The sequence below is a fragment of the Streptomyces sp. NPDC101234 genome, from assembly GCF_044767525.1.
Taxonomy (GTDB): Bacteria; Actinomycetota; Actinomycetes; order Streptomycetales; family Streptomycetaceae; genus Streptomyces; species Streptomyces sasae.
In genome coordinates this window covers 208304-229449 of record NZ_JBIWOA010000001.1, presented here as the reverse complement: position 1 = coordinate 229449, position 21146 = coordinate 208304, and the positions used below count along the sequence as shown (strand labels likewise).

At 71.7% G+C, this 21146-nt stretch carries 20 protein-coding genes; 6 read left to right on the top strand and 14 right to left on the bottom strand.

The window, feature by feature from the left end:
* Positions 1 to 33 precede the first annotated feature (33 nt).
* The gene (locus tag ACIRR9_RS01090) at positions 34 to 1143 is read left to right on the top strand and encodes an acyltransferase family protein (RefSeq protein ID WP_403746221.1); all 1110 of its coding nucleotides are present in this window, start codon (positions 34 to 36) and stop codon (positions 1141 to 1143) included.
* Between the two features lie 189 nt (positions 1144 to 1332).
* Complete coding sequence (locus ACIRR9_RS01085) at positions 1333 to 2253, top strand: class I SAM-dependent methyltransferase (RefSeq protein WP_403746220.1); 921 nt, start codon at positions 1333 to 1335, stop codon at positions 2251 to 2253.
* Between the two features lie 122 nt (positions 2254 to 2375).
* On the opposite strand, the gene ACIRR9_RS01080 is transcribed toward ACIRR9_RS01085, so the two are convergent.
* The gene (locus ACIRR9_RS01080; protein ID WP_403746218.1) at positions 2376 to 3026 is read right to left on the bottom strand and encodes a TetR/AcrR family transcriptional regulator C-terminal domain-containing protein; all 651 of its coding nucleotides are present in this window, start codon (positions 3024 to 3026) and stop codon (positions 2376 to 2378) included.
* A gap of 71 nt (positions 3027 to 3097) precedes the next feature.
* On the opposite strand from ACIRR9_RS01080, the gene ACIRR9_RS01075 reads away from it, so the two are divergent.
* On the top strand, positions 3098 to 4489 hold the full coding sequence (locus tag ACIRR9_RS01075; RefSeq protein ID WP_403746216.1) for an FAD-dependent monooxygenase: 1392 nt from the start codon (positions 3098 to 3100) through the stop codon (positions 4487 to 4489).
* Positions 4490 to 4499: 10 nt separating this feature from the next.
* On the opposite strand, the gene ACIRR9_RS01070 is transcribed toward ACIRR9_RS01075, so the two are convergent.
* Entirely contained in the window at positions 4500 to 5126 is a 627-nt protein-coding gene (locus ACIRR9_RS01070; RefSeq protein ID WP_403746213.1) for a TMEM175 family protein, read from the bottom strand.
* Positions 5127 to 5267: 141 nt separating this feature from the next.
* Here ACIRR9_RS01070 and ACIRR9_RS01065 point away from each other — a divergent pair, with 141 nt between their 5' ends.
* On the top strand, positions 5268 to 5789 hold the full coding sequence (locus tag ACIRR9_RS01065; RefSeq protein WP_403746210.1) for a PadR family transcriptional regulator: 522 nt from the start codon (positions 5268 to 5270) through the stop codon (positions 5787 to 5789).
* A gap of 4 nt (positions 5790 to 5793) precedes the next feature.
* Here ACIRR9_RS01065 and leuE read toward each other — a convergent pair whose 3' ends face one another.
* Together leuE and ACIRR9_RS01055 are read right to left on the bottom strand one after the other, a co-directional pair.
* Positions 5794 to 6444, bottom strand: coding sequence for a leucine efflux protein LeuE (leuE, locus tag ACIRR9_RS01060; protein WP_403746208.1), 651 nt, complete (start codon positions 6442 to 6444; stop codon positions 5794 to 5796).
* A 45-nt stretch (positions 6445 to 6489) separates the two neighbouring features.
* Entirely contained in the window at positions 6490 to 8070 is a 1581-nt protein-coding gene (locus tag ACIRR9_RS01055) for a methylmalonyl-CoA mutase (RefSeq protein WP_384561508.1), read from the bottom strand.
* Between the two features lie 99 nt (positions 8071 to 8169).
* On the opposite strand from ACIRR9_RS01055, the gene ACIRR9_RS01050 reads away from it, so the two are divergent.
* Positions 8170 to 9033: a L,D-transpeptidase family protein gene (locus ACIRR9_RS01050; protein WP_403746204.1), complete on the top strand. Its 864-nt coding sequence runs from the start codon at positions 8170 to 8172 to the stop codon at positions 9031 to 9033.
* Between the two features lie 221 nt (positions 9034 to 9254).
* Here ACIRR9_RS01050 and ACIRR9_RS01045 read toward each other — a convergent pair whose 3' ends face one another.
* From ACIRR9_RS01045 to ACIRR9_RS01025, 5 genes are all read right to left on the bottom strand, one after another.
* Positions 9255 to 10322 carry a hypothetical protein gene (locus tag ACIRR9_RS01045; protein ID WP_403746201.1) on the bottom strand — a complete coding sequence of 356 codons (1068 nt, stop codon included), beginning with the start codon at positions 10320 to 10322 and terminating at the stop codon, positions 9255 to 9257.
* On the bottom strand, positions 10322 to 10984 hold the full coding sequence (locus tag ACIRR9_RS01040; protein ID WP_123974636.1) for an RNA polymerase sigma factor: 663 nt from the start codon (positions 10982 to 10984) through the stop codon (positions 10322 to 10324). The genes ACIRR9_RS01045 and ACIRR9_RS01040 overlap by 1 nt, the downstream gene beginning before the upstream one ends.
* Positions 10985 to 11318: 334 nt before the next feature.
* Complete coding sequence (locus ACIRR9_RS01035; protein ID WP_403746199.1) at positions 11319 to 11504, bottom strand: hypothetical protein; 186 nt, start codon at positions 11502 to 11504, stop codon at positions 11319 to 11321.
* 74 nt (positions 11505 to 11578) lie between these two features.
* Positions 11579 to 12313, bottom strand: coding sequence for a hypothetical protein (locus tag ACIRR9_RS01030; protein ID WP_403746197.1), 735 nt, complete (start codon positions 12311 to 12313; stop codon positions 11579 to 11581).
* Between the two features lie 78 nt (positions 12314 to 12391).
* Positions 12392 to 13009: an RNA polymerase sigma factor gene (locus ACIRR9_RS01025; protein ID WP_365336726.1), complete on the bottom strand. Its 618-nt coding sequence runs from the start codon at positions 13007 to 13009 to the stop codon at positions 12392 to 12394.
* Positions 13010 to 13304: 295 nt separating this feature from the next.
* Between ACIRR9_RS01025 and ACIRR9_RS01020 the strand changes: the two genes are divergently transcribed.
* Positions 13305 to 15584 (top strand): N-acetylmuramoyl-L-alanine amidase, encoded by a 2280-nt coding sequence (locus tag ACIRR9_RS01020; RefSeq protein WP_403746195.1) that lies wholly within the window; start codon positions 13305 to 13307, stop codon positions 15582 to 15584.
* Positions 15585 to 15594: 10 nt separating this feature from the next.
* Here the strand turns inward: ACIRR9_RS01020 and ACIRR9_RS01015 are convergent, their stop codons facing one another.
* The 5 genes from ACIRR9_RS01015 to ACIRR9_RS00995 form a co-directional block, all read right to left on the bottom strand.
* Positions 15595 to 17067 (bottom strand): DHA2 family efflux MFS transporter permease subunit, encoded by a 1473-nt coding sequence (locus ACIRR9_RS01015; RefSeq protein WP_403746193.1) that lies wholly within the window; start codon positions 17065 to 17067, stop codon positions 15595 to 15597.
* 90 nt (positions 17068 to 17157) lie between these two features.
* The gene (locus tag ACIRR9_RS01010) at positions 17158 to 17538 is read right to left on the bottom strand and encodes a hypothetical protein (RefSeq protein WP_403746191.1); all 381 of its coding nucleotides are present in this window, start codon (positions 17536 to 17538) and stop codon (positions 17158 to 17160) included.
* 261 nt (positions 17539 to 17799) lie between these two features.
* A complete protein-coding gene (locus tag ACIRR9_RS01005) occupies positions 17800 to 18357 on the bottom strand; it encodes a hypothetical protein (RefSeq protein WP_403746188.1) in 558 nt (185 codons plus the stop codon).
* A 206-nt stretch (positions 18358 to 18563) separates the two neighbouring features.
* Positions 18564 to 19325 carry a DUF4328 domain-containing protein gene (locus tag ACIRR9_RS01000; RefSeq protein WP_403746186.1) on the bottom strand — a complete coding sequence of 254 codons (762 nt, stop codon included), beginning with the start codon at positions 19323 to 19325 and terminating at the stop codon, positions 18564 to 18566.
* Between the two features lie 121 nt (positions 19326 to 19446).
* The gene (locus tag ACIRR9_RS00995) at positions 19447 to 21114 is read right to left on the bottom strand and encodes a glycoside hydrolase family 20 protein (protein ID WP_403746183.1); all 1668 of its coding nucleotides are present in this window, start codon (positions 21112 to 21114) and stop codon (positions 19447 to 19449) included.
* Positions 21115 to 21146 lie beyond the last annotated feature (32 nt).

Here is a 21146-nt window from a genome sequence, read left to right as displayed (position 1 = left end):
TAGCGGCCCGGGTGCGGGTAGGCGTGCCGCACCATGTCACTCGCATCCCCCACGCTGGCGTCCCCGCCCGCGAAGACCGCCGCCGTCCCGGCCCCACCCGGACGGCCGCACACCCGGCTTCTCGCCCTCGACGGACTGCGGCTCGTCGCCGCGCTGATGGTCTGCCTCTACCACTACGCCGGCCGCGGCGGAGTCGTCTCCGCGTCCTGGCACCAGAACCCCGGCCTCGTCTTCCCGACCCTGTCCGGGGCGGCCGTCTATGGCTGTCTCGGCGTCGAGTTCTTCTTCGTCATCAGCGGTTTCGTGATCTGCATGAGCAGTTGGGGCCGCCCCCTCGGCGACTTCTTCCGCTCCCGGGTCGCCCGCCTCTACCCCGCCTACTGGGTCGCGCTGTTGCTGGTCACCGGCGCGTCCCTGGTCCTGCCCGCGGTCGTGCACGCGGTGCGGACAGACGAGTTCCTGGTCAACCTGACGATGCTGCAGCAGCCGATGGGCGTGCCCCGCGTCCTCGGCGTCTGCTGGACCCTCTGGGTCGAGGTGCGCTTCTACGCCCTGTTCGCGCTGACGGTCGTCCTGCCGGGCGTCACCTATCGCAGGGTGGTGCTGTTCTGCTCGGTGTGGACCCTGGCCGCCGTCCTGTCCACCGCGGCCGGCGGCCCCTGGACCGAACTGGTCGTCATGCCCGGGTACGCCCCCTACTTCATCGGCGGTCTGGCCCTCTATCTCGTCCACTGCTTCGGCGGCCGGCTGCTGCCCTGGGGCATCGTGGCGCTCTCCTGGATCCTCGGACTGCACATGGCCACCCAGGGGCTGTGGCGGGCGGACGCGCCCCGTGACCCGTATGTCGTGATGCTCGTCGTCACCCTCGCCTTCGCCGCCGTCGCGGCGGTCGCGGCGGGCTGGACGCACCGGGCGAACTGGCCGTGGCTGACCACGGCCGGGGCACTGACATACCCCTTCTATCTGGTCCATGAGCACCTGGGCTGGTTCGTGATCCGGGTGCTGCACCGCGCATGGGGACTGCCGCCGTGGCCGACGCTCGCGGTGACGGTGCTCGGGATGCTCGGCCTGGCCTGGCTGATCCACCGGTTCGTGGAGAAACCTTTCGGTCCGCGCCTGAAGAGGGCACTGAAATACGCGTGACGTCGAAGAACGCTTGATTCGGCCGGAATTCACTTCTCATTAACCCCTGGATGTTGGCCCGTCGTTCATCTCTGGATGGGTTTCGGAGTGGCACGGCGGGCAGGCACCTTAGAACCTTGCCCGTACACAGGCTTTCCGCAGGGATTCCACAGACAGCCGTATCGCGTATCGAGGGAGTGCCTCCTCCGCATGGCCATCACCACCCAGGAAACGACCCGACCGCCCCGCCGTCTCGACGACGTCCCCGGCTGGTTCCCGGTGCTCGACCAGTTGCTCTTCGACTGGTTCCTGAACCGCCAGGAGGCCGCCGGCATGCAGGGCGACCTGCTGGAAGTCGGGGTCTACATGGGCAAGAGCGCGATCTTCACCGGCAGACACCTGCACCCCGGCGAGAAGTACACGGTGTGCGACCTCTTCGAGGGTGACGCCCCGGACGACGCGAACCGGGCCGAGTCGACGAAGTCGTACAGCAAGCTCACCCGGCGCATCTTCGAGGAGAACTACCTCGCCTTCCACGACGAGCTGCCCCGGGTGCTGCAGGGCCCCAGTTCGGTGGTCTCCTCCGAAGTCGCGCCCGGCTCCTGCCGGTTCGTGCACGTCGACGCCTCGCACCTGTACGAGCACGTGCACGGCGACATAGGGGCCGCGCACGACCTGCTCCTGCCCGAGGGGATCGTGGTCCTCGACGACTTCCGCTCCGAGCACACGCCCGGCGTCTCCATAGCGACCTGGGAGGCCGTCCTCAACCGCGGCCTGAACCCGATATGCATCAGCACCCAGAAGCTGTACGGCACCTGGGGCGACGCGGGCCCGGTCCAGGAGGCGCTGCTGGAGATGGTGCAGGGGCGGACCGACTGCGATCTGAGCACGCAGGAGGCGGCGGGGCACCGGATCATACGGCTGAAGTCGAGGGGGATGCGGGCGCCGGAGTTCCCGCCGTCCCGCTACGCGGACGTGCCGGAGGAGCCGGCCCCGGTACCGGCACCTGCGGTGGAGACGCCGGCTCCGGTGACGCCCTCGGTGCCGCGGCGGCGGAGTCGGGTGCGGCGGGTCGCCGTGGACCTGATGCCGCCGGTGCTTACGCGGGCTCTTCGGAGGGCGATGCGGTAACGCATTCGGGGGTGCCTCGATCCGTCCGTGGGCGGCTGCGGGATCGTCGTGGTTGATCGCGCAGTTCCTCCCCCAGCCTTCGGCCGGGGGCACCCCCAGCGCCCCCTTGGGGCGCGCTGCCCTCAGGCCTTCTCGTAGCGCGACCCGATGCCTGCGATCACGATCTCCAGGCCCTCCTCGAAGTGGCGGTCGTAGTCGGTGAAGATCTCCCGGCCTGCTGCCGCCGCCAGGGGGAAGTCGGCCAGCAGGCGGGCGCGTTCCTCGACGTCGTACCCCTCCCGGCGTTCTCCCGGGAGGGGTACGACGCCCTGTTCCTCGGTCACGAAGCCGATGGTGTAGGCGTGCGTGGTGCGGCCCGCTGCCGCCGCCTGGGCGAGGGTGAGGCCCGCCTCCGTCAGGACGCGCAGGTTCGCCTCCTGCTCGGCAGCGTGATCCATGCTCGTGAAGCGTGAGCCGCTGAAGACCTTGGCGCCGTCGCGGTAGCCGAGCAGGGCCGTACGCAGTCCCCGGTTCACCTTGCGCAGCCGGTCCTGCCAGGTGTCGGCGGGATCGAGTTCCGCGCCCGCGACCATCCGGCGGTACATCTCGGTCGCCATCTCGTCGAGCAGCGCCTGTTTGTCCTTGAAGTGCCAGTAGAGGGCCGGGGCCTTGACGTCCAGCTCCCTGGCGATGGCCCGGAGGGTCAGCCCCTCCAGCCCGGCCTCGTTCAGCAGGCGCAGGGCCGTGTCGGCGACCCGCCGGCGGTCGAGGGGCGCGCGTCGTTCCGTACTCACACTTGACAGCTTAACAGCGTTAAGGGCAGCCTTGTCATCGACGGCACTTAACAGCGTTAAGGAGATTTGTGATGGATGTACTGATCGTGGGCGCCGGCCCGACCGGACTCACCCTCGGCATCGACCTGGCCCGGCGCGGAGTGGAAGCGCTGGTCGTGGAGGCGGGCGAGAAGCTGTTCCCCGGCTCGCGCGGCAAGGGGATCCAGCCCCGCACCCAGGAGGTCTTCGACGACCTCGGGGTGCGCGACGCGATCCGCGCGGCCGGCGGCCCCTACCCGCCCCGGCTGCTCTGGAAGAACGGCGAACGGGTCGGGACGGAGCCGATGTTCGACGAGGTGACGGGGGACGAGGGCACGCCGTACACGGATCCGCTGATGGTCGCGCAGTGGCGGACGCAGGAGGTGCTGTACGCGCGGCTGCGGGAGCTGGGCGGCCGGGTCGGGTTCGGGCGCGGCGTGAAGGATCTGGAGCAGGACGCGGACGGCGTGACGGTCCGCTTCACCGACGGTACGACGGCCCGCGCGCGGTATGTGGTGGCGGCGGACGGGGGGCGGTCGACGGTACGGCGTGCGGTGGGCGTCGGCATGACCGGCGAGCCGGTCGACCCGAGCCCCTTCCTGGTGGCCGACCTGCGGGTGCGAGGCCTGGACCGGGAGCACTGGCACACCTTCGCCGGCGCCGACGGGAACGGCGTGGCGCTGTGCCCGCTGGCCGGCACCGAGGACTTCCAACTGGCGGCGAAGCTGCCACAGGGCACGGTCCCCGACCTGTCCCTGGACGGGATACGGCGGCTGGTGACGACGTACTCCCACCTCGACGCGGCGGATGTCACCGAGCTGCGCTGGGCCTCCGACTTCCGCACCCGGGCCGCCCTGGCCGACCGCTTCCGGGTGGGGCGGGTCCTCCTGGCCGGGGACGCGGCCCATGTCCACTCCCCGGCCGGCGGCCAGGGCCTCAACACCAGCATCCAGGACGCCTACAACCTGGGCTGGAAACTGGGCGCGGTGCTCGACGGCAGCGCCCCGGACGGACTCCTCGACACCTACGAGGAGGAGCGGCGCGCCAACGCCGCCGCCATGCTGGACCTCTCGACGGGCGTACACCGGGGCGAGGTCCGGCGCGGCGAGGCGACGGTCCAGCTCGGCCTCGGCTACCGGGACTCCTCGCTGGCGGAGGAGACCCGGGCGGACCCGGGGCGGGTGCGGGCGGGCGACCGCGCGCCCGACGGGCGCAACGCGGACGGGGTGCGGATGTTCGACGCGTTCCGGGGCCCGCACTGGACCCTGCTGGCCCCGGACCCGGTCGACGGCGTCCCGGACCCGGTACGCCGGCTCCCGGCCCCGGAGTCGTACGGCCCCGGAGTGTTCCTGGTCCGCCCGGACGGCTATGTCGGCTGGGCGGGCGAGACCGCCGAGGGGGTGCGCAGGTACGCGGAGCGCACCGGGGCCCTCGGCGGCGCGTAGGACGCGCGGATCACGCGGTGACGGTCCGCGGCCCTCGCTGCAGAAGGCGCAGTCCGGCCCGCACCGCCGGCAGCAGCGCCCAGCACAGGGACGCCCAGTGCGTGACGAAGGCGACGGGTATCGAGACCAGGAACGTCACGATCATCGCGGTCAGCCAGCCCAGCGTGTCCGACACGGCCTCCGGCGCTTCGTCGGTGCGCAGCAGCCCGGACCTGCGCAGGTCCGCGAAGGCCAGCCGGAAGAACAGGCCGGTCAGGACCTGGTTGGCCGCGTACACGATGAACTGGACCTGGAACGCGTCGGCCTCGCTGGTCAGCAGCTTCGTGGTGAACGGCGTCACGACGATCGCGAGCAGCCACAGCAGGTTCCACCGGATGGCACCGCCCGAGAGTCCGGTCGCGTACCGGAACAGGCGCTGGTGGATCAGCCAGTGGATGGCGATGGCGGCGAAGCTGACGAGGAACGCGACGTATTCCGCGAGATGTTCGTGCAGGAAGTGCAGTACGCCGCTGTTGCCGTGCACGCCTTCGCCGGGGACCGGCAGTTCCAGGGCCAGCAGGGTGATCGCGATGGCCACCACCGCGTCCGAGAAGTAAATCAACCGCTCCGGAGTCACCGGCCGGTTCGCCTCGACCATCTTCTGTTGCTTCCTTCTGCGCGACGGAAAAGCGAGAGTCCACAAGACACTAGAGTCCAATATTGGACTGTCCAAGTCTGACCGGTCGATCTTGCTCTGTCCAGCAGTGACGGGTGAATTCCGGAACGGTAGGGTGAGGCCATGAGCTTGCCCCACGCCCTCCTCGGCCTCCTGGCCGAGCAGCCCGCCAGTGGATACGACCTGCTCAAGAGGTTCGACACGGGGCTGGCCATGGTGTGGCCCGCCCAGAAGAGCCAGGTCTACGGCGAGTTGGCCAAGCTCAGCGAGAACGGTCTGATCGAGGTCACCGGGACCGGCGCGCGCCACCGCCGCGAGTACGGCATCACCGACGCGGGGCGCGCGGAACTGCGCCGCTGGCTCACCGAGCCCGGTCTCGACCTCGCCTTCCGCAGCGCGGCCCTGCTCCGTGTCTTCTTCCTGTGGATCCTCAGCCGCGAGGAAGGCGTCGACTACCTGGAGAAGTTCGCGCAGGTGAACCGGGAGCGGGTCACCGCCCTGGAGTCCATCCGGGACAACGCCGAATGGGTCGGGGACCCGGTCCAGATCTGCGGCTGGCTCATGCTCGAATACGGCCTGCGCGGCTCCACGACCTCAGAGGAATGGGCCGGTTGGGCCGCCGAGCGGCTCACCGAACACCTGTGAGCGCTCAGGCGCTGGCCAGCGTCAGCTTCACCGCGAAACCGAGGAACAGCACCCCCGCCGCCGAAGTGGCCGTCGCCGACATCCGCTTCCGGCGGCGGAACGCGTCGGCCAGCCTGGTGCCGCTGAATATCAGGGCGGTCAGGTAGAGGAAGCTGGCCAGCTGGGCGAAGGCGCCGAGGACGACGAAGGACAGGGCCGGATAGGCGTACCCCGGGTCGACGAACTGCACGAAGAAGGCGACGAAGAACAGGATCGCCTTGGGGTTGAAGAGGCTGATCAACAGGGCCCGGCGGTACGGCCGCTCCTGGGCGGCGGCGACCGGCGCCGGCTGCTCCGCCGTCCGCTCCTTCCGCGTCCGCCACATCCCCCAGGCAGCCCGCAGCATGCCTATCGCCAGCCAGGTCAGATAGCCGGCGCCCGCGTACTTCACGATCCCGAACAGCACGGCGTTGGCCTTCAGCAGCGAGGCCACCCCGGCCGCGGACAGCGTCATCAGCACGGTGTCCCCGCACCACACGCCGGCGGCGGCGGTGTAACCGGCCCGTACGCCCTGCCGGGCTGCGACGGACAGCACATAGAGGGAGTTGGGGCCGGGCAGCAGGACGATCAGGACGAGTCCTGCCAGATAGGTGGGGAGATCGATGACGCCGAACATGTGAAGAAGTCTCGCACGGACGTCCGACAATGCCCCCGTCGCGGGTCAGAAGGCGTCAGTCGGGACGTACACACCCCACACCTCCCGCAGCGCGTTGCACACCTCCCCCACCGTCGCCCGGGCCCGCAGCGCCTCCTTCATCGGGGGCAGGACGTTGTCCTCGCCCCCGGCGGCCTTCCGCAGGGCGGCGAGGGCCGCGTCGACGGCCGGCCCGTCCCGGTCGGCGCGCAGCCGCGCGAGACGTGCCACCTGCTGGGCCTCGATGGCCGGGTCGACGCGGAGCGGCTCGTACGGCTCCTCCTCGTCGAGCCGGAAGCGGTTGACGCCGACCACCACCCGGTCGCCGGCGTCCGTCTCCTGGGCGATGCGGTAGGCGTTGCGTTCGATCTCGGCCTTCTGGAAGCCGTGCTCGATCGCCGCCACCGCGCCGCCCAGGTCCTCGACCTTCCGCATCAGCGCGACGGCGGCGCCCTCCACGTCGTCCGTCATCCGCTCCACCGCGTACGAACCGGCGAAGGGATCCACCGTCGCCGTCACATCGGTCTCGTGGGCCAGGACCTGCTGGGTGCGCAGCGCCAGCCGCGCGCTCCGGTCCGTGGGCAGGGCGATCGCCTCGTCGAAGGAGTTGGTGTGCAGCGACTGGGTGCCGCCGAGGACCGCGGCCAGGGCCTGCACCGCCACCCGGACCAGGTTCACCTCCGGCTGCTGGGCCGTCAGCTGCACCCCTGCGGTCTGCGTGTGGAAGCGGAGCATCAGCGACCTCGGGTCCCGCGCCCCGAACTCCTCCCGCATCACCCGGGCCCAGATCCGGCGCGCCGCGCGGAACTTGGCGACCTCCTCCAGCAGCGTCGTACGGGCCACGAAGAAGAAGGACAGCCGGGGTGCGAACTCGTCGACGCCCATGCCGGCCGCGACCGCCGTCCGTACGTACGCGATGCCGTCCGCGAGGGTGAAGGCGATCTCCTGCGCGGGGGACGCCCCGGCCTCGGCCATGTGGTACCCGGAGATGGAGATGGTGTTCCACCTCGGGATCTCGGCCCGGCAGTACCTGAAGGTGTCCGCGACGAGGCGCAGGGAGGGCTTCGGCGGGTAGATGTACGTCCCCCGCGCGATGTACTCCTTCAGGATGTCGTTCTGGACCGTCCCGGTCAGCCGGTCGGCGGCCACCCCCTGCTCCTCCGCCACCAGCTGGTACAGCAGCAACAGCACGGCCGCCGGGGCGTTGATCGTCATCGACGTGGAGACCTTGTCGAGCGGAATCCCGTCGAACAGCACCCGCATGTCGTCGATCGAGTCGATCGCCACGCCCACCTTGCCGACCTCGCCGTGCGCGAGGGGCGCGTCGGAGTCGTGGCCCATCTGGGTGGGCAGGTCGAAGGCGACGGACAGGCCCGTGGTGCCGTGGGCGATCAGCTGCCGGTAGCGGGCGTTGGACTCCGTCGCCGTACCGAAGCCGGCGTACTGGCGCATCGTCCAGGGGCGGCCGGTGTACATCGTCGGGTAGACACCCCTGGTGAAGGGGTACGACCCCGGGTCGCCGAGCCGCTCGGCCGGGTCCCAGCCCGCGAGGGCCGAGGGGCCGTAGACCGGGTCGACGGGCAGTCCGGACTCCGACTCACGGACCATGATGGGTGACCTCCGCAGTACGCCAGTAGGCCGGTACGTCTGTCACTCCCCACCATGCCCCCTTGTTCGACGGCGGTCACGCGGGGAAGCATCCTCGGCATGAAGGTGACGGGGTTCTCAGGGATCGTCGGGCGGCCCGGTGTCGCGTTCGCCTCGGCCGCCGTACTGGCGGTGCTGTGCGGATGCACCGCGCAGCCGGCGGACGGCAAGGGGAACTCCCCCGTCCATATCGAGCTGCCGCACAGCCGAACGCCCGGCAAGGCGCCCGGTACGACACCCGGCAGCACCCCCGCCCCGGCCTCGACCCCGTCCGCCGTCGAGACCACCCCGCCGCACATCGTCTTCACCCGGGGCGACACCGGCACCGGTGTCCGTGAACTCCAGGCCCGGCTGCGTCAGGCCGACTGGCTGTTCGACGGGCCGACGGGGACGTACGACGACCTCACCGCCGAGGCCGTCAAGGGCTTCCAGGGCAAGCGCGGACTCCCGCGGACGGGTGAGACCGACGCCGTGACCTGGCGGCGGCTGGTGCGGATGACGCACCGGCCGGGGAAGTGGGAGCTGTACCTGATGGGCGGTCAGCCGGCCGCCGCGCCCGACCCCCGGTGCCTGACCGGCCGGGTGCTGTGCATCAGCAAGACCAGCCGGACACTGCGCTGGATGATCGACGGGCGGACGGTGTCGACGATGTCGGTGCGGTTCGGGGCGCAGTACACCCCGACCCGTGAGGGTGTGTTCCACATCTACTGGAAGTCACGGCACCACGTGTCGACGCTCTACCACTCCCCGATGCCGTACGCGATGTTCTTCAGCGGCGGCCAGGCGGTGCACTACTCGTACGACTTCGCGGCCCGGGGCTATGCGGGTGGTTCGCACGGGTGCGTCAACGTGCGGGACGAGGCGGCGATCGCGGATCTGTTCGCCCAGGTGCGGAACGGCGACAAGGTCGTCGTCTACTGGTGAGCGAACGGCTCGGGACGTTTGGGGCGCGGGCGGGACCGGGGGAACGTGTCCCGCCCGCGCCAACGCACGAGCCACGGGTACGGGGGGAACCCCGGCTCTGTGCTACGGCCGATGACCAGTCGGCTCACTCAGTACTGCGCCACTGCCGCCGAAAACGTCACACCCTGCGGGAAAAAATTTCAGCGAGTTACAAAACCGCAGGTCAGAGCGGTTCGTAAAGGTCAGAGTGCGCTGTACGTCGGGTCGGGGGTCGCCACCGACCGGCTCGGCAGCAGGGGTGCGAAGCCCGTCGGGGCGGGTGAGGCGGTGCCGTCCTCGTGGTGGTCGTTGCCCCCGCCGTTGCCCTCGTCGCTCCCGGAACCGCTTCCGGAACCGCTTCCGGAACCGCTCCCGCTCCGGCCGTCGCCGCCCTGGCCGTTGCCGTCGCCCTGGCCGCCGTTCCAACCGTCGTTGCCGCCCTGCCCGCCGACGCTGCCCTTGCCGTCGCCGTAGCCGCCGTCCTTGCCGTCCTTGCCGGCGGCGAGGACGGTCCGGCAGAACCTGTCCACCCGCCCGGCACCGCCCGCGAGCCCCTCCAGGGCGCGTCTGCGGTCCGCGCCCAGGGACTTGCCGTGCTGGACGGCACGGCAGGACGCCAGCGCACGGCGCCATGCGTTCCCGGTACCGCCGTCCGATCCGGTGCCCTTCTCCTTCGACCTGCCGGACGGGTCGGGCGAGGGCTGCCCGGAGCCGTCGGACGTCGTACCGGAGGTGGGGGTGCCGGTCTCGCCGCCGAGCAGGGACTCGGGCGAGGCCGAGCCCTGCGGGAGTCCGGGGGTACGGGCGGCCGAGACGGAGGCGGCGGGTCCGGGGCGGTCGCCGCCGAACGGCGTCGGCAGGACTCCGGTGCCGGCGGCGACCGCGACCCCGCCGAGCATGCCGGCGGCCAGCGCGGCGGCGAGGCCGAACCGTGCGGGGCGGGCCCAGCGGGAGGCACGCGGCGGCACGGAGCCGGCACCGATGCGGACGAGGCCCGCGTCGGCACTCCGCCCGGCCCTCCCCCGCCGCCCCGCCATCGCGGTCCGCTCGTCCTCGGCGGATTCGCGCGCTTTGCGGAAGGCAGCCAGCGCCGCTTCCTCGCCGGGGAGTTCGACGGCGGCGGGGGCGCTCTGCGCGGAAAGCGCACCGAGCGCCTTGCCGAGGCGTTCTGCCTGGTCACGGGCGGAGGGATCGACGGCTCCGAGCGACTCACCGCGCAGCAGACGTTCCGCCGTCGCCCGGTCCAGCCACTTGTACTGCTCGTCGGCCATCACATGTCCTTCTGCGTCCGCGAACGCGTATGCGTCACACTGGCGGACGTCACCGCACGACCATCCGGTTCTCGCTGGGGCGGAAGCGCGTCGAGGACGTCCGCCTTCTCCGGGTCGGCGCCGAGCAGTTCCGCGAGTTTCTTCAGGCCCCGGTGGGCTGCCGTCCGGACGGCGCCGGCGCGTTTGCCGAGGGTCTCGGCGGCGGTCTTGGCGTCCAGGCCCACGACGACCCTGAGGACGACGGCCTCGGCCTGGTCCTGCGGCAGCCGGGCGATGAGGGAGAGGGTGGAGTCGGTGGTGAGCGCCTCGATGGCCTCGCCCGCGGTGTCGGACTCGGCGGCCCGGCCGGTCAGTTCCGTCTCGTCGCCGCCGATCGCGGGGCGGCGGCCGCGCATCCGTATGTGGTCGAGGGCGCGATTGCGGGCGATCCGGGCCGCCCAGCCGCGGAACCGGTCCGCGTCGCCTTCGAACCGGTCGAGGTCCCGGGCGATCTGCAGCCAGGCCTCGGAGGCGACGTCCTCGGCGTCCGGGTCACCGACCAACGTTCGGACGTATCCGAGCAGGCGTGGCTGGACAGCGCGGTAGACGATGCGGAACGCGATCTCGTCCCCGTCCTGTGCCGCACGCACCGCGGCGGTCAACTCCGCGTCGTCCCCCAGCACCCGATACCTACTCTGCGCCTAAACCGGCGCCGCTCTCGCGGTCGTGGTTCTCGCCGTCGTGGTTCCTCAATTGATGATTGCGGTGTTCGGGACCGCGGATCGTTGCGGTGGTCATGCGTCGTCCGCGCCCCGGCGCGAACTGCACGTTACGTGCTCAATCCGTTCCCCGTCCACGTCCGTACAAAGCGCAACTGACTCGTGACGCCCTGGGGTGTGACAGAAAACGCACTCATGGCGCTGAACAGAGTACGGGCCGCCGCGCGGCCCGTGCCGCGCGACGGCCGGGGCCTCTCCTGTGGGGGGTGGCGGCCTCGGCCGTTGCTTCGGTTCCTGGTCAGCGGCGCAACTTCCTGCGCACCCAGAGAAGGCCGATCACCCCGCCCACGACGGCCATGTACGCGGTCAGCGGCCCGTCGTTCACGATGAGTCCGGGCATGGCGATGACGGCCACGAACAGAAGCCATCCGCATCCGGCGACGGCGAGGTCCGCCGAATCAGGGCGGCGCCGTTGGTCTTCCACCCGTTCCCCCGTTCCCCGGTTCGCACTTGGTCGGTGCAGCGGCATGGTACGCGCCGCGCCCCCGATGCGCGGGGTCAGCCGCCCTTGCCGCTCGCGGACTTGCCCTTGCTGGATTTGCCGGTTTCTTCGGGCTTCTTCGTGTTGTTGCCGGAATTGCCTGGCTTCTTGGTGGAAGTCGTCGTCTGCGACAGCAGGTCGGCGCAGTACGCGGTTACGTTCGTCTCGCCGCCCGCGGCCCGGATCAGCCGCTGCCAGGCGGTCGAGTCCAGCGCCTTGCCGTTGCCCTTGACCTTCTCGTAGGCCCGGCAGTGGGCCTCGGTGTCCTGGGCGGTCGACGGGCGCTCGGACGGGTCGGTGCGGCCGGGCGTGCCGGGGGCGTCGGTGGCCGGCCGGCCGGCGGAGGTGCCGGGGGCGGTGGGCGCGGAGCCGGCCCGTCGGGCGTCGTCGTGGCCGCCGCCGGAGGAGTGCACCGACCCGATCGCCGCGACCGCGACCCCGCCGAGGGTGAGGCTCGCCAGGGCCATCGTCACGGTCGCCTTCACCGAGCGGTGGGTGCGCCGCTGTTCGCGCGGCCGCCAGTCGTCCCTGCGCCGGGTCCGCGCCCGGTGCTCACCGGTGTCCCGGGCGGTCCGGAACGCGGCCACCGCCCGCCGCTCGCCCTCGGCGTCGATGCCGTGGTCGCGGATGGCGGCGGCGAGCAGTACCTCCAGCGCCGGACCGGCGGGGTCGGCCCCGGGGCCGGGCACATGGCCGTCGGGGCGCACGTGCCGCCGGCCGCGGCCGGCGTCGTCGCTTCGCCGTTCACCCATGTCCCTGTCCATCCCTGTCCGACGGCCGTTCGCCGGGGCCGCCCCTGCCGCCCTTGACGTTCATGCCGTCGTTGGCGTTCATTTCGATTCCCCCAGCGTCCGGGGGTCCTCCTGCGTCACACCTGTGACACCCAGCCGCCGGGCCAGGCCCTTCAGCCCGCGGTGGGCTGCCGTACGCACCGCGCCCGGGCGCTTGCCGAGGACCCGGGCGGCGGCGGGACCGTCCAGGCCCACCACCACGCGCAGCAGCACCGCCTCGGCCTGGTCCCGGGGCAGCGAGCGGACCAGTTCCAGGGCCCGCTCCGTGGAGAGGGACTCCAGCGCCTGGTCGTACGTGCTGTGCGCGCCGGGCAGTTCCAGCAGGTCCTGTTCCAGGGCGGACGCCCGGGGCCGCACCTTGAGCCGGCGCAGATGGTCCAGGGCCCGGTGCCGGGCGATGGTCGCCGTCCAGCCCCGGAACCCGGCGCCGTCGCCCTTGAACCGGCCCAGGTCCCTGGCTATCTCCAGCCAGGCGTCGGAGGCCACGTCCTCGGCGTCGTCACCGACGATCCCGCGGACATAGCCGAGCAGACCGGGCTGCACCAACCGGTAGGCGACCGCGAAAGCGGCCTCGTCGCCTTCCTGGGCTCGCGCCACGGCTGCTCCCAGCTCGCCGTCGTACGCCTGCACGCGGCGGGTTTCCCCTCCTTGGCCCAACACGTTCCTCGTTCGTACCGAGTGCGAATCGGGCTCTGCCGAACCCGAACCGGTGCCGTGCGCACGTCCGGTTGTGTGCGCGGCCCCCACGATCACCAGCGTCCGCCCTCACAGAAGTGTCACAGCGGTCCGGATCACGGCGGCGGCCGGTGGCGAGTGACGTTTGGTCAGGACCGGACGCTGTGTCTAAGAGTCACCTGTGCGACAGGCGTGTCAGGTGTGACAGTCATGGCCTTTTTTCTAGGGGTGGGGACGAGTGAGTCCACGCGGGAAGCGTGCGTACAGTCCGCTGAGCATGAAGCGACGGGCGTGGCTGACGCTCGGCGCGGTGGTTCTCGGCGGCGGGGGTGTGGTGACGTACGCCGTCGCCGACCCGGCCGCCGGCCACAAGGCCGGCGGACAGGCCAAGCGGCCGGTGAAGGTCTACGACCTGACGCTGAAGGGCGCCACGAACGGCGGGCGGGAGCTGCCGCGCACGGACACCGAACGGTTCTCGATGCTCGGCGTCTCCTGGACGGGGGCGACGAACCGGCTGCACGGCACGGCCCAGGTGCGCACCCGGAGCGTCGGGACCGGCGAGTGGTCCGGCTGGCACGACCTGGAGGCGACCGACCCGCTGGTGGACCCCGAGGCCGGCCCCGACGCGCGCGGCGCGTCCGAGCCGCTGTGGGTCGGTCCCTCCGACGGCGTCCAGGTCCAGGTAGTCCACCAGGACGGCTCCACCAGCTCCGGGCTGCCCAAGGGGCTCCAGGTGAACCTGGTCGACCCCGGGGTGGCGACCGCCGCGGAGACCAGGGCGGAGCCGGCCGCGTTCGTGGCGGACGGCACCGCGAGCGACAGCCCGTCGCCGACGGACGCCACGTCGCCCGACGACTCGGTCTCCCTGTCCGACCCGGCCGCCCCGTCCGACTCCGTTCCGCCCACCGACTCCTCGTCGCCCAGCGAGTCCGTGACCGCCACCGACTCGCCGTCCCCGAGCGACTCCGTGTCCGTCACACCGACGGACAGCGCCTCCGCGAGCCCGTCGGCCTCCGCCACGCCCACCGCACCGCCGTCCACCGTGCCCGAACCGCCGATCGTCTCGCGCGCCGGCTGGGGCGCCGACGAGTCGCTGAGCCCGGACCCGTCGGACTACAACGCGGACGTGAAGGCCGTCTTCGTCCACCACTCGGACGGGACGAACGACTACACCTGCGCCGACTCCGCCGCGCTCGTACGGGGCATCTACGCGTACCACACGCAGGTCAGCGGCTGGAACGACATCGGCTACAACTTCCTGGTCGACAAGTGCGGCACGATCTTCGAGGGCCGCAAGGGCGGTGTCGGCCTGCCCGTGCTCGGCGCGCACACCTACGGCTGGAACCGGGAGGCGGCCGGTATCGCGGTGCTCGGTGACTACACCACCATCGGCGCCACGGACGCGGCCCTGGCCTCGGTCGCCCGGATCGCGGCCTGGAAGCTCGGCCAGTACGGCGCCGACCCGGCCACGACCGTGCAGCTCAAGGCGGGCGCGACGCAGAAGAACTTCTTCGGCACCAGCTTCACCGCCGGCAGTTCGTACACCTTCAACCGGATCTCCGGTCACCGTGACGGCTACAACACCCAGTGCCCCGGCAACTCGCTCTACCCCCAGCTGCCGACGATCCGCGCCTGGGCGTCCGGCCCGGTGCAGGGTCTGAAGCTCACCTCGCTGTCGGGCGCGGCCCTGTCCGGCTCGACGTACTACACCAAGGGTGCGATCACGGCGAAGTGGTCGACCACCACGCCCGGTTCGCTGATCTCGAAGTTCGAGCTGCTGGTGGACGGCAAGGCCGTCGCCACCGCCGCCGGTACGGCCACCTCGGTGGGCGCCACGCTCACCGCCGGCAGCCACACCGTCGCCGTACGGGCCGTGCACCAGTCGGGCAAGACCACGACGACCGCCGCGCTGACCGTCGTCACCGACACCACCGCGCCCACCTTCAGCACCGCGCCGACGCTCTCCCTGCGCACCGGCACCGTCAGCACCACCGCCGTCCCGGTCACCCTCGGCTGGAAGGCCGCCGACAACGCGGCCCTGAAGTCGGTGAGCCTGCTGACCCCGACGACGGCCACCTTCGGCCCGACCACGACCAGCTCCAGCCGCACCGCGGGCTCCGGTGCCGCGTCCGTCTGGTCGATGAAGGCGTACGACTACGCGGGCAACACCCGTACCTCGTCCCCGTCCTTCACGCCGATGATCCTTCAGGAGACCTCGGCCGCCAGGACCGGTACCTGGACCTCCCGTTCGTCCTCCAGCTACCTGGGCGGCAAGTCGTACTCCAGCACCTCCAAGGGCGCCGGCCTGAGCTGGACCTTCACCGGCCGGTCCGCCGCCTGGGTGGTCAGCAGGGCGTCCACCTCGGGGCAGGCGTACGTGTACGTCGACGGCACCAAGGTCGCGACCGTCGACCTGAAGTCCACGACGACCTCCTACCGCCAGGCGATCTGGACCAAGACCTGGTCGTCCAGTGCCAAGCACACCGTGAAGATCGTCGTCGTCGGCACCAGCGGCCGCCCGACGGTCACGACGGACGGCCTGGTGTACATCAAGTAGGCCGAGCGGTTCAGGTGGCCGAGTCCACCGGTTCGGGCGTCCGTTCCTGCGCGGCTTGCGGGGCGGGCGCCCGGTCCGCGTTCACGACCACTCCGGCGACGAGCGCGGCCAGCAGCAGCGCGGCCATCGCCCACCAGGTGGCCACGTTGAAGCCGTGCACCGCGGCCTTCGCCTCGAGCAGCGCCCGGTTCGGGATGCTCGCGGCATGGGCGGTGGCGTACCGGGTGGTGACGCTCGCGGCGATCGTGTTGAGCAGCGCCGTACCGATCGAACCGCCCACCTGCTGGGCGGTGTTGAAGGTGGCCGAGGCCGCGCCCGAGTCCCGCGGGGCGACCCCGCCGGTGGCCAGGGAGACCGAGGTCATCATCGCCGTGCCCATGCCGAGTCCGAGCATCAGCATGCCGGGCAGGATGTGCGAGGCGTACGCGGGCTCGACCCCGACCTGGGCTATCAGCGTCAGCGCCCCGGCCGCCAGCAGCAGCCCGGGGACCATCAGCAGGCGGGGCGGGACCCGGTGCAGCAGCCGGGCGGCGACCTGGGTGGAGCCGGTGACCATGCCGACGGTGATGGGGAGATAGGCGACGCCGGTCTTCACGGGCGAGTACCCGAGGACGCGTTGCATGTAGTACGTCAGGAAGAGGAAGACGCCGAACATGCCGATGGTGGTCAGCAGCACGGTGAGGAAGGCGCCGATGCGCTGCCGGTCGCGTACGACGGTCATCGGGAGCAGCGGGACCCGGGCGCGGGTCTGCCAGAACCCGAAGAGGCCGAGCAGCGCGACCCCGCCGAACAGCAGCGTCAGGACCAGGGAGTCGCTCCAGCTCCGGGACTCCGCCTCGGAGAAGCCGTAGACCAGGGCGAGCATCCCGGCCGAGCCGAGCAGCGCGCCGGGTACGTCGAGGCGGGCGTCGGGGTGCCGGCCGCCGCCGGACAGCAGCACCCAGGCGCCGGCGAAGGCGGCCAGCGCGATCGGCACGTTGACGTACAGGCACCAGCGCCAGTCCAGGTACTGGGTGAGGAAGCCGCCCGCGAGCAGCCCGACCGCGGCACCGGCGCCGATGATGGCGCCGAAGATGCCGAAGGCCTTGCTGCGGTCCTTGGGGTCGGTGAACGTCGTCGCCAGCAGCGACAGCGCGGCCGGGGCGAGCAGCGCGGCGAAGACGCCCTGCAGCGCCCGCGCCCCGAACAGCATCCCCTGGTCGGCCGCGGCCCCGCCGAGCGCGGAGGCGGCCGCGAAGCCGACCAGGCCGGTCATGAACGCGATCTTGCGTCCGGCGAGGTCGGCGATCCGGCCGCCGAGCAGCAGCAGTCCGCCGAAGGCGAGTGTGTAGGCGGTGATGACCCACTGCCGGTTGCCGTCCGACATGTGCAGGGCGGTCTGGGCGGAGGGGAGCGCGATATTGACGATGGTCATGTCGAGCACGACCATCAGCTGGGCCAGTGCGATGACGACCAGGGCCCACCAGCGTCGGTTGTCGGCCATGCGCCAATCGTGCTCCCGCCCGCGCCGCTTGGGAACGCCCGCGTTTCCTATTGCGGGGTTTTTGCCAACCCTCCGGCCCCGGGCCCCTCGCTAACCCACGGCGTCCCGGCACAGCAGCCGCAGCGAGCCCTGGCCCTCGTAACAGCGCCGGGCCTCCTCGATCGGGTCCCAGAGCCGGCCGTCGGGGGTGCGGATCCAGTGGTCGCCGCCGGACGCCCACCACTCGGCGCCGGTCTGACGGACGATCACCTCGCCGGCGTAGGCGCCGAGACCGCGCAGCATCTCCCGTACCGCGTTGTACGGCGCGCCCTCCCCGCGTATCTCGTCGATCACCCGGTCGACGCGCCACAGGCTCTGCGCCGAATAGTCCAGCCGGACCCGCGCGCCCTCGCGCATCATGGCCACCGCGTCCGCCGCCCACCGGGCCGGTTTCCCGGCGGCATGCGGCCTGCTCTGCTGCTGTGCTGTCACGTAGTGGGCTGTCACATAGGGAAGAGCGAGGTCAGCCCACGTTTCGTCACCCTGGATCGGGGCGTTTCCGCAACCGGTGCAGGACCCCCGCAAGTCCGCCGCAGCTCCACCGCACGACACCCACAGGAATCTCCCAGGTTCGCCGCCCGACTCACGCCCGGTTCCTGCCCGGCTCACGCTCGGTTCCTGCCCGGCTCACGCTCGGTTCCTGCCCGGCTCACGCTCGGTTCCTGCCCGGCTCACGACCGGTTCCTGCCCGGCTCACGACCGGCCGCGGGCCCGGCGCGAGACCACCGCGCGCAGCACCCGGCGGCCCTCGGTGGACACGTCCAGTGCGTGGCGCAGCCCCGCCGCGCCGTGTCCCGCGAGGAGTTCGAGGACGGTGACCTGGCGGCGCAGTTCGGCGGCGACCAGCGGGGACATGCCGTCGGTGCCGCCCTCGCGGCGGGTGTCGACCGAGGGCGCCGCGTCCTCGGCGGGGTCGAGCAGCCGGTGTATCCGGAGTGAGGCGACGGAACAGGCGTCGGCCCACAGCCGGATGCCGTCCCCCTCCTGCGAGGCGGGCGCGGCGTCCAGCATCCGGCGGGCGAGCACCTCGGCCTCGTCGGTCTCGCCGGAAGCCTCTCCGGACGCACCGAGAGCGCCGCGTGCCTTCTCCAGCCCCTCGCTCCAGTCGGAGCCGTCGGCGAGGCTCGCCCACAGCGGCCGCAGCACCAGATCGTCCCCGCCGAGCAGCGGCACGCACCGATCCAAACAGGCCAACCCGCTGGCGGCCAGCCCGCGTTCATCGGCCTGAGCGATCAGCTCAACCAGGCTCATCCCACGCCTCCCACAACCGGTACAGACCAGGCCGCCGCCCTTACGGAGCCCGCACTTCCCCCTACTGCGTGCAATCTACCTGGAGCGTCACAGCGGTACTACGCCCAGCAGATCAAGGAATGTGAAGAAAGGGTTTTCGGCCAATGACACCGACGGGACGGGGCCGACGGTCGGCGGTCGGTACGGCGAGGGTGTGCGAGCACGGGTCAGAGCGCGGCCGGGGCGGCGCCCGCCATCGCCTTCTCGTGCTGCATCCGGGTCAGCCGCACCACGACCAGGATCGCGAGGACGGCGGCGGCGATGTCGAGGGAGTCCGAGAGGATCAGCTGCAGGGCGCCGTCGCGGAGCCGGGCGGCGCCCTCCACGTCGTCGCCGGGCGTCGCGAGGGGGTCGGCGACCAGCGCGGCCAGCCACAGCGTCCACCAGGCGTTGACCAGCGTGTGCGAACGGGCCGTGCCCCAGGGGCTGCTGGCGTCCCAGATGTCGAGGGTGATCCGGCGCGGGTACCAGAGGTTCACGACCGGCACGAACCAGCCGCCGATCGCCCAGCCCGGCGACTTGCTCTGCCCGAGCGGGTCGAACACCTGGGCGTTGGCCCGTACCCGCTGGAACCAGGTCAGGTACACGATCCCGCAGGCGACCAGCGAACCCACCTGGGCACCGCCGGCGACGCCCAGCATCCGGTCGGCGCGGTCGGCCCGGCGGAACGCGGCGGCGCCGGTCTCGCCGTCCGCCAGCGCCCCCGTGGCGTCGTACTGGAGGAAGTCCGCCCAGACGGAGAACAGGTCGGCGGCCACGACCACCCCGAGCAGGACGACGGTGGCCCAGCCGAGACCCACCGGCGAGCGCAGCCACAGGCCCGGCGTGCTGCCGAAGGGCGGGACCGGCTCGGGCGAGTCGCCCAGGCAGCGGTGGCACAGGGTGGCGCCGGGCGCGGCGGCGAAGTGATGGCAGCGGGCACAGATCAAGTCGGTTCCCCCGGGATGCGGTTGGGCACGGCGCCCTCCCCTGGCCCGCGCGCGGAAGCGGAACATACGGCCCGTCCGCGCCGTACGTCCACCCTTGATGCGTCGGGTGATCGGTCGCGGATCAGCCCAGCTTGCCTGCGAGCGTCTTGAACCGGGTCCAGGACATCGACGGGGTGCGCGGGTCCCAGAGCTTCTGGGCGGTGGCCCGCAACGGCATCCGGATGCCGGCCGCGACCTGGTCCTGGGTCTGGGAGTTGGCCAGGTCGCTCCAGACGGCGAACGACCCGCCGAGGATCCGGGAGTCGTACGCCGAGGACACGGCCGTGGTGCCGCGCAGCACCCGCGGGGTCCACAGCTGGTAGATCCGCTGCCCGGTCGGATAGACGAAGGTGTTGGGCTCCCCGAGGACGTAGTAGAGGAACTCGTCGTTGTAGTTGAGGACCTTCCGCCCCGCGCCCAGGTACTCCGCCGGCTTCCGGGCGCCGATCTCCTTGCCGGTCCAGTAGCCGACCTGGAGGTCCTTGGCGGGCTGCACGGAACTGCTCCGCAGGAAGCCGTCGTTCCAGGCCCGCATGGTGCGGGCGCGGGCGCGGACCGTGTCGGCGCGGGCGTTGAGCCACCCGGTGGTGAGGTCGGCGACGGTGCCGCCGGAGCCGTACTTCTGCCGGGCGGCGGCCGCGAGCTGCGGGTAGGAGGCCTGCGGGTTCGCGACGGTCAGCGCCTGGTACTCGTCGCCGCCGAGGTTCCAGTAGGAGCCGGGGAAGACATCGGCGTACTCGCCCAGCAGATCGTCGACGATCTTCGCCGACGCCGGCTTGGAGATGTCGATGGCGCCCTTGGTGGGGACCCCCTGCGCATTGCGCAGTTGCAGCTCCGGGTGCGCGGCGAGGACGGCGCCCAGGTGTCCGGGCGAGTCGATCTCGGGCACGACCTGGATGTGCCGGCCGGCCGCGAGGGCGACGATCCGCCTCACCTGAGCCTTGCTCAGATGGTTCCTGGAGACGATCTCCGGGTGGGTGCCGGACTCGATCCGGAACCCCTGGTCGTCGGAGAAGTGCAGCCCGAACTCGTTGAACTTCAGGTCGCCCAGCTCCCTTATCCGGGCCTCGATCCACCCGGCGGTGTAGGGCTTACGCGCGATGTCCAGCATGAACCCGCGCTGCGGCTTGGCCGGCTGGTCCTTCACGACCCCCTCCGGGGCGCTGCCGCCGCCGTGCACCTCCTGCTTCAACGTCCGGGTGCCGTAGAAGACGCCCGCGTCACCGGGCCCGCTGATCCGCACCGACCCGCCGCGCACGGTCATGGTGTACGACTCCGGGTCCCCCGTGCCGCCGAGGTCGAGGCGCAGATCACCGGCCTTGACGTCCTCGTTCGCGCCCTTCTGCCCGGCGTACGACAGCCCCAGCTCTCCCGCTATCAGCCGCCCCTCGTCGGCCAGCGCCGCGTCGCTCACCACGACGCGCTCGCCCTGAACGGGGCGCCAGCCCGGCCCGCGGGCGGCGGTGTGGGAGCGAACGGCGGGGATGGTCAGCGGGGCCTGGGAGAGGGGATAGCTGCGCGTGGGGGTGGGGGTCGGCGTCCCGGCCCCGGCGGCGGACGAGGCGGCCCGCCCGCTTCCGGAGGGCTGCTGCTGCGGGGCTTCGGCCGTGGACCCGCCGCCGCCGTGGCCCGTGGCGGCCCATACGCCGATGCCCGTACCGAGCACGACGGTCCCCACGACGGCGGCGGCGACCACCGTCCGCCGCCGTGCGATCTGCCGTCCCGAAGGCCTACGCCTGTGCTGGCTCACACGGCCACGCTACGACGCGTCGCCCACTCAGA